Below are 15,841 nucleotides of genomic sequence, written 5' to 3' on the forward strand. Positions count from 1 at the left end.
TAAAAAGTACAGGCAAAGCAATTTCATTGTCCAATTTAACTAACTCATAGCGCTAAATAATGCGTTTTATCTAGTCGTTTTACCCATTTATCCAACTAAATACGTTTAGATCAACCAGGAAAAATCAAACCCTCCGAAGTTACAGAAACCTCAAAGGACACATCCAAAGACATAAAAAAAGTGGCTGCCTTCCGACAGCCACTCTATATTCATTAAGAAATCTAAAACTATCCACTAGATTCTAGACACCCTAGCATCTCGCTTCTAGCTTCTAGCTTCTTATTTCTTTCCACCTTCCATTTTCTCCTTCAACTCCGCTAAAGCGTCCAAGTCACCAAGTGTAGATTTCTCTTCCGGTGCACTATCTGCTTTCTTCTTAGGAGCTGCTGCTTTCTTAGGAGCTGGAGCTGCTTTTGCTTCTTCTTTGAACATTGCAGTGTGAGAAAGAACGATTCTCTTGTCATCCTTAGAGAATTCAGTCACCCTAAATTCCAATGAATCACCTACTTCAATGAACGATCCGTCTTCTTTCTCAAGATTCTTGTTCGTAGCAAATCCTTCCAATCCATATGGAAGTTCAAGTACCGCTCCTTTGTCATTTTTAGACACTACAGTACACTTGTGAACAGAACCTACAGGGAACACAGATTCGAAAGTATCCCAAGGATTTTCTTCCAATTGCTTATGTCCTAGAGCAAGTCTTCTGTTGTCTACGTCAAGTTCCAAAACTGCAACATCCAATTCATCACCTACTTTAACAAACTCAGATGGATGCTTGATTTTCTTGGTCCAAGAAAGATCAGAAACGTGTACCAAACCGTCGATACCTTCTTCCAATTCAAGGAACAAGCCGAAGTTAGTCAAGTTTCTTACCACACCTTTGTGCTTGGTACCTACAGCATATTTGGTAGACATGTCACCTTTAGTCCAAGGATCTTCTGTCAATTGCTTGATACCCAAAGACATTTTTCTTTCGTCCTTGTCCAAGGTCAATACTACAGCTTCGATTTCGTCACCTACCTGAACAAAGTCAGCTGGGTTTCTCAAGTGCTGTGACCAGCTCATTTCAGATACGTGGATCAATCCTTCAACACCTGGAGCCAATTCCAAGAATGCACCGTAATCAGCTACATTTACAATCTTGCCTTTAACTTTAGAACCAACTTCCAAATCAGCAGAAAGTGCATCCCATGGATGAGCAGTCAATTGCTTCATACCCAAAGAAATTCTCTTCTTGTCATCATCAAAATCAAGTACCACAATCTGAACTTTGTCATCAAGGTTAAGTACTTCTTCCGGATGGTTGATTCTGCCCCAAGAAATATCAGTGATGTGCAATAGACCATCTACACCACCCAAATCGATGAATACACCGAAGTTGGTCATGTTTTTGATCACGCCTTCTAGAACCTGACCTTTTTCAAGGTTGTTAAGTATTTCAGCTTTTTGCTTCTCAAGATCTTTTTCAATCAAGACTTTATGAGAAACTACTACGTTATCGTTAGAGTGGTTGATTTTCACCACTTTTACTTCCATTTTCTTACCTACATAGATATCAAAATCTCTGATAGGCTTCACATCGATCTGAGAACCTGGCAAGAAAGCCTCCACTCCGTAGATATCTACGATAAGACCACCTTTAGTTCTTCTTTTTACAAGACCTTCTATGATGTTGTCATGCTCAAGCGCATCTTCGATGTCTTGCCATGCACGTACCATTCTGGCTTTCTTTCTGGAAAGTACCAACTGACCCAAGGAGTTTTCTTGCTCTTCAATGAAAAGCTCAACCTCATCACCGATCTTAAGATCAGGAAGGTCACGGAATTCGGATACAGGAACCAATCCATCAGATTTGAAGCCAATGTTGATGATCACGTCTTTGTCATTGATACCAACTACAGTACCTTTGATGACTTCTTTTTCGGTGATTTCATTTAGCGTACCTTCGTACATGGCCGCCATTTCAGCTTTTTTCTCTTTGGAATAGCCTTCACCAAAACCTTTGGTGCCGAAATCGTCCCAGTTAAAATCTTTTTGATTTGACATAATGTTTATTGACTCTTATTGCCATCAATCCTAGAGTCATCGGATTGCGGTTTTTGGTTTATGATAAAGTCCCTGAAAATCAAGCACAGAGACCCCGTTCACCCGAACGGATTGCAAAGGTAGAAATATTTATTAAAAACAGCATTCTGAGGCCCAAAAATCCCAGACCTAATGGGCTATATTTGACAAATTGTATATCATTTGCGTATACAAAGTATCTTTAAAACAAAACAACTACAGATATGAGCCTTAAAAAAGCCATTTCCCTATTTTTCACATTTATCATTTCCTATTCCTTATCCGCCCAAAACTGGGGGTTGGGATTCCAATCCAATCTTGGAATACCGGTAGCTGGGCTACAAGAATCATCAGCTGGAACCTTGTTTCCTGAACTTAATACTGTGATTTATTATGAATTCTGGAACCTGCCCATCGATATTGGTTTGAGTGTTGGTTATGGGATATATGGGACTAAGTTGGAAAAAAGGACAGACCTATATAGTGGCTTTTCGGATGAATTGAGACTTAGAAGAAACAACAACCTCCTGACCTTGATGGCTGTGTTTAGGTATCTACCCGAGGTAGAATGGAAAGCAAAACCTTTTATAGAAGTACAGGGAGGTACCAATTACCTCTACACCAGATATAAAATCCGGGAAAGCAGATTTGAAGACCCAATTGAGGAAGAAAGGGACTTCTCAAATTGGATAGGGGCTATCCGTGTTGGTGGTGGCTTCAAAATCCCCTTCAAAGATCCTGAGGGTGGATTTTTCGAAGTAAAGCTGGTTTACCAAGAATCCCGAAGGGTTGAATTTTTACTCAAAGACAGCACCACTTTTGAACCAGAACCTCAAGGTGGGGGGAATTTTTCCTACGAACCAACCCGATCTATGCTCACTTGGATACAGCCTGGAATCGGGGTAGTGCTGTATATGGATTAATTTTCAGAAATAAAGGTGGTAATGGCACAGTACTTGTTTTGATAGAAACTTATAGTACTAAACCAACTATTAATTCCACTTAAGAGGTCAGCATTACTGTTGACCTTTTTCTTTGGAAAAAAGTAAAAAGCCTGACCGAAGTTTGACTTCAATCAGGCTTTTTTTATGAATCTCCTGTCATCTAATTTCGAAATGACAATTTTGTAGGGATCGTCACCCTGATCCAGATAGCTATACGGGAGAAGAGTCTCACAGTCAAAAGTGAAAGCCTGTTCCGCAATACTGCGGGACAGGCTTTCACTACATTCAGAACAACTGCTTATTTACCTTGCGAAAAGTCCCAAAATCAAATACGTTGTTAGATCTGTTGTGCTCAAATCCTGAGTTGGGTCATGTACCACAAAGAAGCCTTCATAATTTCTGGTCAACTCATTGAAAGAAATTTCCAAGTCATTGCTTGCAGAAACACTTCCTCCATTTCCAGAAATCATACCTGCAAAGATGTCCCCATTTGGAGTTTCATTGTAAGGTGTTCCGTTTGGAGTAGTGGCAGGATCAGCTGCGTCATGTGAATGAACCGCATACATTTCCCCATCCAAAGTATTGTCCAAAGTGACTGTAACTCTTGCTGTACCATCAATCATTTCTTCAACAGTGATTTTGGCCATCAAATCCCTTGGGTGCTCACCTTGATACGCAATATCAGGATTGTCAAGCACCTGTCCTTCATTGAAAGCATAATCAAATTCAGCTGTCCTTAATGTAGGAGTTCCTTCTGACAAGTCTTGGGCAAATACACCCAAAATCAAATACGTGGTCAAGTCAGTCGTACTGATCGCTTGAGTTGGATCATGTACTACCAAAAAGCCTTCATATTCATTGATTAGAAAATCATAAGCAACATTTGACTCTACTGTTCTACTTCCTGTGCTACCAGATACCGTAATACCTCCAGCGAAGACGTCTCCGTTAGGCGTTTCATTATAAGGTGTTCCATTAGGAGTGGTAGATGGGTCTGCGGCATCATGTGCATGTACAGGATACTCCTGTCCGTCAATACCATTTTCAAGGGTAATTGTTACTCTTGCCATTCCATTTTCCATTTCTTCAATGTCAAGTTGGGCAGACAAATTTCTTGGATGGTCGCCTTCTCCATCACCATCATAAGCTGTAGCGGCACTTCCTAATAATTGTCCTTCATTGAAAGCATAGGTGAAAGACTCCATCCCAGGCATACTCGGCATGGGTTCCATTTCATCATCGTTACAGGATGAAAAAACAAAGGCTGCAAAAGCCATCATTACTAAAGTTGCGATACTGTTTAATTTTGTAAATCGTTTCATTATTTAAAATAGTTGGTTCTTATATGGGCTTAGTTACGAGCTCTGAAACATTTTTGGATTGGAGGAATTGAGATTTACTTTAAAAAAAATGAGAGATGGCATTCTAAAAAAGCTGCTCAAAACACCAAAGCTCTGGCTCAAAGCCTCTTAGAAACATCAAGCACTTTATTTTTTGCAAAAAAATTTATTGAAATCAGGGCAATGCTTTTTCGAAAATCAAGGGATTTGATAAATTGAAAGATTATATACCAAATTGGACGAAAAACACGCATGGTTTGATTTTGGAACATTACATTTCCTGATAAACAAGAAGCAGCAAGTCTCAGGCATGGATTTCAATGTGCCCAATGATGATGTCTTCTTTGAAGAGTTGAGACCTAAAAAAGCCAGACCCTAATTGCCATATTTATCCCATTGAAGTATATGTTGGAGTTATATTTTATATTTAGATTGCTGTGTTGGACTTAACAAGAAATTATGCCAATAGACCGAAGAAATTTTCTCAAACTCACCACAATGACAGGAATAGCCATGACCATCAAGCCCACTTCCCCCTTTTTAAATGAAAATGACACCGTTTTGGGACATGGTGATTTCAAATACAAAGTTGATACCTCATGGGGAAACTTGGATTCAAGCAAAACTCCTGTTGTCAACTGTCATGAAATGGTCATGGATCAAAAAGGAAGGTTGCTTATGGTGACAGATGAACCCAAAAACAACATCATCATCTACGACCAATCGGGTAAATTACTGGATTCATGGACATTGAATTTACCTGCAGCCCATGGATTGAGTTTGGTGAATGAAGGAGGTGAAGAATTCCTGTGGATCGTGGACAATGGAGGCAGGGTAATCAAAACTGATTTAAAAGGTAAAATCATCACCGAAATTCCTTCACCTATTGAAAAAGGAATTTATTCGGAAAAAATGCCATGGGTGCCAACCGAAACTTGTGTGGCTCCAAATGGAGACCTTTACATTACTGATGGCTATGGGTCTCAATTTGTACTGCAACATGATGCTAAAGGTAACTTTATCCGAAAATTTGGCGGAGATGGACATGCTGATGATCAATTCAAAACGGTGCATGGCATTGCTGTAGATCAGCGAAAGGAAGGAACTCCTACCCTATTGTGTACTTCACGTGGACACAATTCCTTCAAGAGATTTACCATGGAAGGAGCATATTTAGAGACACTCTTTTTACCAGGCGCATTTGTGTGCAGACCTGTTATCCACGGCAAAAATCTTTATGCTGGAGTTTGCTGGTCCCGATCCAAATACCTCGAGCAAATGGACAATTCCGGATTCGTCACCATTCTTGATGAAAACAATAGAGTAGTATCCAACCCGGGAGGCACTGCGCCAAAATACATTGACGGCGAGCTACAATTGATGATCCAAAAAGAACCTGTTTTCAAACATTGTCATGATGTCTGTATAGATCAAGATGAAAACATCTATGTCTGCCAGTGGAATGCTTCCCAAACTTACCCAATCAAACTGACAAGGGTGTAGTGCAACTTAAATTGGTTTTAAAAACATCCCCAACCAATGACAGGTGTTTTGAGATAGGATGGGAATAAATTCCAATTCTAACCCAATTCCACTGTTTATACATTTGACCTTATCAATTCCTTATTAATTTTTTAACTTAGAATTCTTTGAATCAATAAGATCAAAATGAATTCTAATAGGCTTGTTATTTTTGGGGGGTTAATTCTTCTATTTTCAGTGTGTAATATAGGGGGAATTTCTGCGCAGGATACAGAGGTGGAAATGGAGGATATACTTGAAAAAAATGAAATAGAAGGAATTTCCAGACTATTTCTGATACACAGCCCTCTTGGCCTTCCTGAAATGCAGTCCTACAAAAGCCTCAATTTTTCCACTGAAATTAAAATAGTTGAAGAGTACAGAGCAGAAATTGTCAATACCTTGGCGGACAAAATGCCATCTCCCCAGGACCCCTTCCCTTTAGAAGAAATTCCGGGCACTTTGGATCAGAGATATCTCAATCCTTCCCCAAAAATAGAAAGTGAAAACCCCAGAATCAGCGCACTTGCCCAGGAAATTCTTTCCAAACTAGATCAACCAAATGCAAAAGAGGTAGTCTTTGAGGTACTGAGATGGAACCGTAGCCATTTGATATGGGGAAATCCAAACGATGTCCCTTCAGCCATAGAATCTCTTGACACCCGCACGGTCAACTGCATAGGCTTTACACACCTGCCAGCCGCAATTTTACGGCAATTGGGGATTCCTGCCAGAACCGTACGGACCTTTATCGCAAGGCCAGACCAAAACAGGTTGATCCCACATTATTTGCTGGAAGTATACTATCCGTCTTTAGATGGCTGGATTACTTATGAACCCCAAGGCCCTGGAATGCCATTTATTGAAAATATTGTACTTTATACACACTATGATTGGGATATTGAGGGTCAAAGGAACTTCCGTTGGTTGGCTCGCGACCTGAACAAAACAGTACTTGGAGGAATAGACCCGAGTATTGAAAATCCGGATCTTTCTCCGCCTGAACTTTTGGATATCGCTTTTGATCCACCCCACTTTGATCCAAAAGAAGGACATAAAAATGTACAGGTGACAATCATAGCAAAGGATGAAAATACCGGAATAGAAGAAATCAGGATGGACATGCAGTCTCCAAACTATGCAGGCCCTGGAAAAACACTGCTTTTTTCCTTGGATAAAGGAAATGCCAAAGAGGGTGTTTTTAAGGCTCCTCTGGGTTGGAATCTTCAAACAGAAAATATCGCAAATGAATACAGGGTGACTAGACTCAGAATGACCGACAGCTTAGGAAATATCCGTGAGTATCAGTTGAGAAATCTTGAGGACATGGATCTCGCCACAGGAGTTACTTTAGCTAGGTGGCCGGCAGTGGACAAATTTATGCCCGAACCGGTTTACATTTCCCCTTTCTTTCCCGAAAGAGTACCGGCAGCTCCCGATGGCCTGCATTACACCTTTTTTTATGCAGTAAGTAAAACACAAAGTGAAGCTTCCGGAGGCATCAGTACCATCATGGATTTTGTGCATCAGGATGGTGTACAGGTCCGGGCCAATGGATTGGGCAACTTTCGGGTAGGTGACTACTACTTCGCTTTCAATACCCTTCAATACGTTCCTCCACATCATCCTTATGGGAGGTATCAAATGAATTCCTTGTATTTGAGAGGTCCAAATAACCTGTCGTACAATATACTCCCAAGGAATTTCAACCAAGAAATAATGGACTATGGCTTTGAATTGGTCAAAGATGTACCGCTTTATTCAGGACCTGTACAGATAGAGTCAATCCTGATGATCACCGACGAAGAAGATTATTTCACAAGCAACCGAGGTGTTATTTTGATTGAAGCATCAGGGGGGATCAAACCACTGAATGACAAACCTCGGGACACAGAACCTGCTTTCAGGGTATTTTTTGAAACCCTTGATGGGGAAAAATTAGGAACTAGAAGGTCAATCTGCAACAGGAGGTTTGGCTCACACCACCTTCTTTTTCGGCCAAATGGTCCTCGGGATACTCCCGTCAGGGTCGAAAGAATAGAATTGGATGACAAGGAAGGAAACACAAAAGTGTTTTATAGAAAAGACTTCCAAGACAAAATCCTCAAAACCATACCGGAGTACATAACTCTAGACTGATAAGCCTATTCTTCTACCAATGCAATTGTTTTTTTCATTGCCTGAATGTTAAGATCTAGCGCTTTCGAATCTTCCATTTGATTCAATTCCTGATTAAAGGGCTCCGTCCGCACAGTTCCATCATACGCAATATCCTTTAGTCCCTGCATAAAATCCTTCATAGGGATAACACCTGTAGCTAAGGGTAATTCCCTTTTCCCATCTACCTGTGTCTCTCGTGTAAGGCCTGATCTGGCATCGTTGATATCTACTACCACAATTTCCTCTTTCTTCAGAGATCGAATATCCTCAATAGTCTCACCCGCACAATACCAGTGAAAAGAATCCAAGACAAAGCCGACATTCCCCTGACCAGTCGCCGCTATCAGGTCTCTGCACTCTTCCATACTGGAAATAAAGGGGTAGCGGTTTTGGTTGAGCATTGTTCTCATCCCTAGGTATTCCAGGCCAAATTTAATCCCATGGTCCTCCATTACTTTCGCACATTCACCCAACCTCTTACCATGCTGTTTCATGTTTTGGGTATAAGTCAAATCACTATGTGAAGAAATGATCCAGGTATTCATTCTGGTAGCACCCTGTTTTTCCATGGCCTTGCAAAATTTCTTGAGTCCCTGAAAACCTTCTTTGAAAGTATCATTGTCTTTTCTAAACTCCACCGGAATATTGTTGGAGCAATAACTAATGCCATGAGCTTTCATTTTGGCCTTATGTTCCTCAAGTTGGCTGTCACTGTAATCTGCCATTACCTCTTGGGTAGATGGGCTGATAGCTTCAAAACCATATTTAATCGCATAATCCAATGTCTGCGCTAGATTTGCCTTGACGCCGATCATTCCTGGGTTAAGTGAGATCTTAAACTCTCTTGCTTTGAAAGTTGAGAATGCACTTGCCCATATAGGAGTTACCAAGGCTGTGGACAGTATAGAGGCTGATTTGATAAAATTTCTTCTTTCCATGGCTGTTTACGTGAGTTTGTCAATTGTAGCTATTTCGATATCTTTTCTAGATACTTGCTTCAAAGGGACGATTTCAGCTTCAGGATACTGGAAGCCTTCCTCGGTCAAAGGATACAACAAAGGTGCGAGATTTTGAACGGCAGCTTTACAGCCTTGCATGATGGCTGCCAATTTTCCCGTTTGTTTGGAAAGCTTGGCTTCGTTTTCGATTTCAAAAGGCCCTACAAAACCTTTTTTTCTTAAAGTATCGACAAAAGCCCTCCAATCCATGCTATCTCCCAATCCAAATCCCGGTAAGGTCGCCTCGTAATGGTGCCTATCCCATTCATTGGTGCTGTGGGGGATACCGGCTTTTTCTGCCCATTCTGGTTTTACCTTTTGCATGGGGTACATATTCCCCCAGAATGGATCGGGAATATTTCTTGTCGACTTGACATGAATACGCTTAAGTCTTGACATATCTGTATTTTCGATCACGGACACAGGGTCTGTATTCTGCCAAATGTCATGCGAAGGATCATATATTTCCCCGTGGTTGGGGCTGGGAATCAGTTCATACATGATTTTACGGGCAGCAAGTACCCCGGGCAGATTATTGAATGTGGTGGTGTAGCCTGAGGAACGCCACCCTTCCATAGGGCAGTTTTCATACAATATGGTCACGCCAAGGTCTTCTGCATATTTGATGATAGGCCTGAAGATTTTTTGATATTCCTCAAGGTTTTTTTCAAAACCATTTTCCTGAATTCCCAACTCATGGTTATATCCTACAAAAGTCCCTACTTTGACATCATTTTCATCTCCCCCCATCAGGTAAGCCATTCGGATCAATTTTAAAAGATGGTTCTGGTTTTTGACTTTGGCATCTTCGTCTCCTCCGATCAAGTTATCAAAGGCTCCTATGGACAACCTGAGCTTAGCTGAATTAAATTTATCAATGATTTTTGTGGCTTCATCCAGTCCAAAATTATCATAGTCTATATGAGTAGCTACAAAATCATCCCTTGTACCATCTTTTCTAAAGACACACACATCCAAGCCTTGAACCCCCGCTTCTTTAGCTTTATCGATTGTCTGATCGAGATCGAGTTGATCAAAAGCAGAGGTCATGATCCAAATCTGGTTATTCATAGGTTTTAATATATTTTCGGTTCAACAATTTCAGTAAATGCAATTTAAAGGCTTTATCCCTGAATAGGATGCCGCTCGTAAAATGGCAAAAACATTTCCACGATAATTTGATTAAATTTGGGAATCAACGAAAATAAACTTTATGAAAAACTTAAGGAATTTATCTTTTATTCTGACTGCAGCATTAATGACAGGTTTGTCTGCTTGTGAGGAAAATGGCAATTCTTCTGCAAATACAAACCCTGAACCGGATCCTTTTGCAATTTCAACTGAAAAAATGAAAATCAAAGTGGATACACTTTATACAGGTTTTGACAACCCTTGGGGTATGACTTGGCTTCCTGATGGCAGGATGCTTGTCACTGAAAGAAAAGGGGAAATTTTGATTTTTGAGGATGATAAGTTTACCGGTGAAAAGGTAAGCAATATGCCTGCAATTAAGGAAGTCAATCAAGCGGGACTTCTTGATATCACCCTTCACCCAGATTATGACAACAATGGCTGGCTTTACATGTCATATGCCAGAGAAGAAGGTGAAGGTGAAGTTTTGGTCATTTCCAGAGCAAAACTCAATGGAAATGCACTTACTGACCTGGAAGAGATTTTTGTTTGTGGACCTGAGTGGAAAGGTGGACGTCACTTTGGCAATAGGATTGTTTTTGACAACGATGGATACTTGTATTTCTCTAATGGTGATAAAGGAAGTAGACCTCAAAATGCACAAGAATTGGACAATGATCATGGCAAAATCCATAGAATAAATGATGACGGAAGTATACCGTCTGACAATCCCTTCGTGGACAAAGAAGGTGCAAATGCCTCAATCTGGACATATGGGAACAGAAACCCACAAGGTATGATCTATGATGCAGAAAACGATAGAATCTGGTCGGTAGAGCATGGTCCTAAAGGTGGAGATGAGCTCAACTTGATCAAAAAAGGAAAAAATTACGGTTGGCCGGAAGTCACTTACGGCATTGACTATGATGGATCCATCATTTCTGAGGAAACACAAAAAGAAGGAATTGAAGATCCTGTCACATATTGGGTGCCTTCCATCGCCACTTGTGGCATGACAATGGTGACTTCGGATAAGTATCCAGCTTGGAAAGGAAATATCCTAGTGGCTGCACTTGCCGGACAACACATTGCGAGAGTAGAAATGGATGGAACCAATTATGTCACGGAAGAAAAATTGTTGGAAGACATTGGTAGAGTAAGACAAGTTTCCCAAAGTCCTGATGGCTATATATATGCCGTAACAGAGGCTACAGGTTTGATGATTAAATTGATTCCTCAGGAATAACTTCAGTGATGCTATAAAATATAAAAGGAGTGCTTCAATTTGAGGCACTCCTTTTTTGTTTACTCCGAATTGAAATAAGATAAGCTCGAAAAAATAAGACCTGGCAGGTTTTTAAAACCTGCCAGGTCTGTTTTATTTAATTCACAGTCGTTTTTAAATCCTATTGAAAGTGTAAATACAGGGTAATGGTCTTTCTTCTAAGTTCTGATATTACATCTCTAAAGGCGGGGTCTGTTTCTTCAGGTCTGTACAAATTGACTAGCCCATGAGAGAACCTGATTTCCGGTGAAAATTTAAAATACTTGAAGTATAAGTCAAATCCCATACCGATATCCAAAGTAAAATCCCTACCTGTGGTAACCAATGGCTCTAAATCTGCCTCCTCCTGATCTTTGGTTCTCCACATTACACTACCTCCGCCGGTGAAAAACATCCTATTGTTATTGAACCTCTGCGCTTTGTATTTAAAGATTAAGGGCAACTCAATCATTGTTGTTTCTGTCACTACGCTTCGTGTCCCAGACTCAAAAGATGTATTTATAGGAGTGTCCGGTGGAGTGTTAATCAAACCTGGCTCAGGACTCTGAAAGTCATCAAAATAGTTAATATCAGTACGGAATTCATAGAATCCGATTTTGGGAGTCAGCAAAATATTAAACTGATCATGTATCCTGAAAACCGCCAGAAATCCCAATGAGAACCCTGGGGAATAAATAGGAACGACACTTCTGACGCGAGAAGTTTGCACGTTATTCGGATCCATAAAGGCCTCAGAGTATTTTATCTGATAGTAATTGGTATGCCCGGCAAGGAAGAAGCCATATGACAAAAACCTGTCATCCTGCCCCGCCTTGCTAATGGTATTGAATCTTGCTTGCGCAAAACTTTCTTGGTTTAAAAAAATAAATCCTAAAGCAATCAGGATTACTTTTCCCCAATATAAATGGAGCTTATACCGAATGTTAATAGTTTGCATTTTGTGTTTTTAAAGCCAACTTTCTTCAAAATTGCCAGGAAATTATCTCCATCAGGGAACGCTTGCACGGACTCCGGAAGGTAAGTATAAGCTGAATTGTCCTTTGATACAAGTTTTCCGATTTGAGGCAAAATATATTTGAAATAAAAATTATATCCTTGCTTCATTGGGAATTTCTTTGGTTTGGAAAATTCCACTATGACAGTTTTACCACCTGGTCGTAGCACCCTATACATATCTGCCAGTCCTTTTTCGAGATTTTCGAAGTTTCTAACTCCAAAAGAAACGATGACAGCATCAAACTTATTATCTTCAAACAATAACTTCTCTGAATCTCCAAGCTGTAAATCAATGATATGATCAAGTTTACGCTTTTTCATTTTCTTACGGCCTTCATTGAGCATTCCTTCAGAAATATCAACACCGATTATTTTATCAGGATTGAGAGCCAATGCCTCTATGGCGAAGTCTCCTGTTCCTGTGGCTATATCCAGAATCAATTTAGGTTGATCTTTCTTTAGTTGTTTGATGGCTATTTTCCTCCAGATAATATCTATCCCTAGGCTGAGCAAATGATTCAAAAAATCATACTTCTTGCTGATGTTATTGAACATTTCAGCAACCTGCTCTTTTTTCCCTTCTTGCTTGTCTTTATACGGTACTACTGACATCGATCTTCATTAAGTTGTGCAATATTACTAAGTAAACCCGAGCATATGAAAAATGTTGACAAGTAAAGGGCTAATTCTGTATTTCCTCTTTCAATAACGGTAATTCAATAGAAGGGGGAATTGAAACAAAAAACTTACCTTTGCAAAAAATAACAGGTCATGATCAAGCAAGCAAAATTTGTCATTAGTAATACAGACTACAGAAAATGTCCCGCTCCTACCAAGCCAGAATTCGCTTTTATAGGTAGATCCAATGTCGGGAAAAGCTCCTTGATCAATATGCTGACCAATCACAAAAACTTGGCTAAAATATCAGGCAAACCCGGTAAAACACAGTTGATCAATCATTTTGAAATAAATGACAACTGGTTTATGGTAGATTTACCTGGTTATGGTTTTGCCAAAGTCAGCAAAAGCATCAAGAATACCTGGGAAAAAATGATCAGTGATTACCTGACAAACAGAGACAACCTTGTCGCTTTATTTGTATTGGTGGACAGTAGACTTGACCCTCAACCAATAGATCTTGAATTTATTACTTGGTGTGGACAACATGGTATTCCATTCGTCATCATCTTTACTAAGTCCGATAAACAAGGAAAATCGAAGACAAATCAAAACGTAAGCAAATTCTTGGATGAATGTGTGAAAATATTTGGTGAAGCTCCTCAATATTTTATTACCTCCGCCCAAAACGCTGAAGGTAAGGAAGATGTAATTGCATTTATTGACAACGAAGTCATTGAATATTACGATAGCCTAAAGTAAGCCTTGGGCATTAAGAGGTATGTTCTATATTTGTAGCCTCAAAACAGCATAGTTTATGAATTTTAATGAAATAGCAACTGTATCCGGCAAGCCCGGATTGTACAAAATATTGAAACCTACCAAAGGTGGGGTCATTTTGGAGAGTTTAGACGAAAAGAAGTCCAAGCTTGTAGTAGGTGCCAGCCATAGGGTGAGTATTCTTGCCGAAATCTCTATTTACACCATGAATGAAGAAGGTGCTACTGCCCTAAAAGATGTCATGGCCACTATAGAAAAAGAATTTGAAGGTGATCTTGGACTCGAGAGCGGAGCTGATGCAGACGAGCTTAGGGCTTTTCTTAAACATGTTCTTCCCGAGTATGACGAAGCCAAAGTGTATGCTTCAGACATCAAGAAATTGGTGGCATGGTATAAAATCATCAGGACGTATGCTCCAGAAGCCTTGCAGGAAACTGAAGACTCAGCAGAAAATCAGACAGAAAGTGACTCTGCGGAATAATGCCGTCTAATCTATTAGCTTAGAAGCTGTCGGGATATCCCGACAGCTTTTTTGATTTTGTGGTTTTGATTATTCTTTTTAGATAGGAAAAAAAATCCGGAGACCCGAATAAAGACTTTTGAAAGTGAAGTATTAAAAATAAATGGAAGTAGCAGAAGAAGTATTCAGTATTTTGAAAAAGGACTTTGAATTTCCTTCCGAGATAGAAGTGAAGGATCAAGGTTACTTGCTTCAGCTATTAGTCCCATTGGTCTCTAGAATGCTAGACCGTGATTTTGAGAGGCTTCTTCAAATATGCTACCGCATAGACCTTGGAGAGAACAAATTGAAAAAAATACTCCACGAATCCTCACCTGAAGAAATGGCCAAAGACCTTTCAATAGCAATTATAGAAAGACAAATCCTAAAAATCGAAATTCGCAGGAAGTACAGTGACTTTATGTAAAAAAGGCTGTCAAATGTCATCAGACAGCCCTTTTTGATCTATTGAGAAACTATTGCAATGTTGTTTTTTTGATATTGAGCTACCTCATCCACCATCTTGACTGATCCTATATACAAGGGCGTTCTCTGATGTAAAGAGGAAGGCATTATTTCCAAAATCCTTTGCTTACCGTCAGTTGCTTTGGCTCCTGCTTGCTCCGCTATAAATGCAAGTGCATTAGCCTCATAGAGTAGCCTAAGCTTTCCATTTGGTGCCTTTGCTGTAGCAGGATAGATGTAGATTCCACCTTTGAGGAGGTTTCGGTGAAAGTCAGCCACCAAGCTACCGATATACCTTGCACTGTACTCTCTTTTTTTACATTCCTGAATATATGATTTCAGACCATCATCAAAATGATTGTAAGTACCTTCATTGACACTGTAAATCTTCCCATTCTGCGGTGCTCTCATGTTTGGATGAGACAGAAAAAACTCCCCTAGGGAGGGTTCATACGTAAAACCATTAACACCATGTCCTGTGGTGTATACGAGCATCGTAGATGAACCATACAAGACGTAGCCGGACGCGACCTGATTGGCTCCAGGCTGCATAACATCTTCAATTTGGATAGGACTTCCGACAGGTGTTATCCTCCTGTATATTGAAAAAATAGTGCCAATGGAAATATTTACATCAATATTAGAAGACCCGTCCAAAGGATCAATAGCCACTACATACTTACCCGATTTGTTTTGCAGATCAATCACTTCATCATCTTCTTCAGAGACAATGGCACATACTTCACCACCTTTGGATAATGCTCGCATAAAACGGATATTGGCAATGACATCCAGCTTCTGCTGCTCTTCTCCTTGTACATTGGTCTGTCCAAAAGCTCCTCCAATATTGGCAAGGCCTGCTCGGTTGGTTTCACGATTTACTATCTTTGAAGCAAGTGCAATATCCCTTAGCAATTGAGACAGCTCTCCCGAAGCAAAAGTAAAGTCTTCTTGCTTGATCTTGATAAATCTGTCTAAAGTGACACCTACTGAATAGGCTAGACCAGACTTATCTGGAGTGTATTTTTTAATTTTCATAA

At 40.1% G+C, this 15,841-nt stretch carries 14 protein-coding genes; 7 read left to right on the forward strand and 7 right to left on the reverse strand.

The genetic code is table 11. The annotated features are described in order from the left end of the window. Window positions 1-279: 279 nt before the first annotated feature. Window positions 280-2,046 carry a 30S ribosomal protein S1 gene (rpsA, locus tag CLW00_RS15305; protein WP_106134569.1) on the reverse strand — a complete coding sequence of 589 codons (1,767 nt, stop codon included), beginning with the start codon at window positions 2,044-2,046 and terminating at the stop codon, window positions 280-282. Between the two features lie 242 nt (window positions 2,047-2,288). Between rpsA and CLW00_RS15310 the strand changes: the two genes are divergently transcribed. Then, window positions 2,289-2,987 carry a hypothetical protein gene (locus CLW00_RS15310; protein ID WP_106134570.1) on the forward strand — a complete coding sequence of 233 codons (699 nt, stop codon included), beginning with the start codon at window positions 2,289-2,291 and terminating at the stop codon, window positions 2,985-2,987. Between the two features lie 323 nt (window positions 2,988-3,310). Here CLW00_RS15310 and CLW00_RS15315 read toward each other — a convergent pair whose 3' ends face one another. Continuing rightward, window positions 3,311-4,330, reverse strand: coding sequence for a hypothetical protein (locus tag CLW00_RS15315; RefSeq protein WP_146131434.1), 1,020 nt, complete (start codon window positions 4,328-4,330; stop codon window positions 3,311-3,313). A 477-nt stretch (window positions 4,331-4,807) separates the two neighbouring features. On the opposite strand from CLW00_RS15315, the gene CLW00_RS15320 reads away from it, so the two are divergent. Together CLW00_RS15320 and CLW00_RS15325 are read left to right on the forward strand one after the other, a co-directional pair. Continuing rightward, window positions 4,808-5,851, forward strand: coding sequence for an NHL repeat-containing protein (locus CLW00_RS15320; protein ID WP_106134572.1), 1,044 nt, complete (start codon window positions 4,808-4,810; stop codon window positions 5,849-5,851). A gap of 216 nt (window positions 5,852-6,067) precedes the next feature. Next, window positions 6,068-8,008 carry a transglutaminase-like domain-containing protein gene (locus CLW00_RS15325; RefSeq protein WP_170073229.1) on the forward strand — a complete coding sequence of 647 codons (1,941 nt, stop codon included), beginning with the start codon at window positions 6,068-6,070 and terminating at the stop codon, window positions 8,006-8,008. A gap of 5 nt (window positions 8,009-8,013) precedes the next feature. On the opposite strand, the gene CLW00_RS15330 is transcribed toward CLW00_RS15325, so the two are convergent. Both CLW00_RS15330 and CLW00_RS15335 read right to left on the reverse strand, forming a co-directional pair. Continuing rightward, window positions 8,014-8,967 carry a sugar phosphate isomerase/epimerase family protein gene (locus CLW00_RS15330; RefSeq protein WP_106134574.1) on the reverse strand — a complete coding sequence of 318 codons (954 nt, stop codon included), beginning with the start codon at window positions 8,965-8,967 and terminating at the stop codon, window positions 8,014-8,016. Between the two features lie 6 nt (window positions 8,968-8,973). Next, a complete protein-coding gene (locus CLW00_RS15335; RefSeq protein WP_211300203.1) occupies window positions 8,974-10,098 on the reverse strand; it encodes a sugar phosphate isomerase/epimerase family protein in 1,125 nt (374 codons plus the stop codon). 142 nt (window positions 10,099-10,240) lie between these two features. On the opposite strand from CLW00_RS15335, the gene CLW00_RS15340 reads away from it, so the two are divergent. Then, window positions 10,241-11,404 (forward strand): PQQ-dependent sugar dehydrogenase, encoded by a 1,164-nt coding sequence (locus CLW00_RS15340; RefSeq protein WP_106134576.1) that lies wholly within the window; start codon window positions 10,241-10,243, stop codon window positions 11,402-11,404. A 160-nt stretch (window positions 11,405-11,564) separates the two neighbouring features. Here CLW00_RS15340 and porT read toward each other — a convergent pair whose 3' ends face one another. Then, window positions 11,565-12,380 (reverse strand): type IX secretion/gliding motility protein PorT/SprT, encoded by an 816-nt coding sequence (gene porT, locus CLW00_RS15345; protein WP_106134577.1) that lies wholly within the window; start codon window positions 12,378-12,380, stop codon window positions 11,565-11,567. Then, on the reverse strand, window positions 12,329-13,051 hold the full coding sequence (gene ubiE, locus CLW00_RS15350) for a bifunctional demethylmenaquinone methyltransferase/2-methoxy-6-polyprenyl-1,4-benzoquinol methylase UbiE (protein WP_106134578.1): 723 nt from the start codon (window positions 13,049-13,051) through the stop codon (window positions 12,329-12,331). The genes porT and ubiE overlap by 52 nt, the downstream gene beginning before the upstream one ends. 159 nt (window positions 13,052-13,210) lie before the next feature. Here ubiE and yihA point away from each other — a divergent pair, with 159 nt between their 5' ends. From yihA to CLW00_RS15365, 3 genes are all read left to right on the forward strand, one after another. After that, window positions 13,211-13,819 carry a ribosome biogenesis GTP-binding protein YihA/YsxC gene (gene yihA / locus CLW00_RS15355; RefSeq protein WP_106134579.1) on the forward strand — a complete coding sequence of 203 codons (609 nt, stop codon included), beginning with the start codon at window positions 13,211-13,213 and terminating at the stop codon, window positions 13,817-13,819. A gap of 55 nt (window positions 13,820-13,874) precedes the next feature. After that, on the forward strand, window positions 13,875-14,318 hold the full coding sequence (locus tag CLW00_RS15360; protein WP_106134580.1) for a DUF5606 family protein: 444 nt from the start codon (window positions 13,875-13,877) through the stop codon (window positions 14,316-14,318). Between the two features lie 142 nt (window positions 14,319-14,460). Next, window positions 14,461-14,763, forward strand: coding sequence for a hypothetical protein (locus tag CLW00_RS15365; protein WP_106134581.1), 303 nt, complete (start codon window positions 14,461-14,463; stop codon window positions 14,761-14,763). A 38-nt stretch (window positions 14,764-14,801) separates the two neighbouring features. Here the strand turns inward: CLW00_RS15365 and fbp are convergent, their stop codons facing one another. Then, a complete protein-coding gene (gene fbp / locus CLW00_RS15370; protein WP_106134582.1) occupies window positions 14,802-15,839 on the reverse strand; it encodes a class 1 fructose-bisphosphatase in 1,038 nt (345 codons plus the stop codon). Window positions 15,840-15,841: the final 2 nt, after the last annotated feature.

The organism is Mongoliibacter ruber (assembly GCF_003003005.1).
GTDB lineage: Bacteria > Bacteroidota > Bacteroidia > Cytophagales > Cyclobacteriaceae > Mongoliibacter > Mongoliibacter ruber.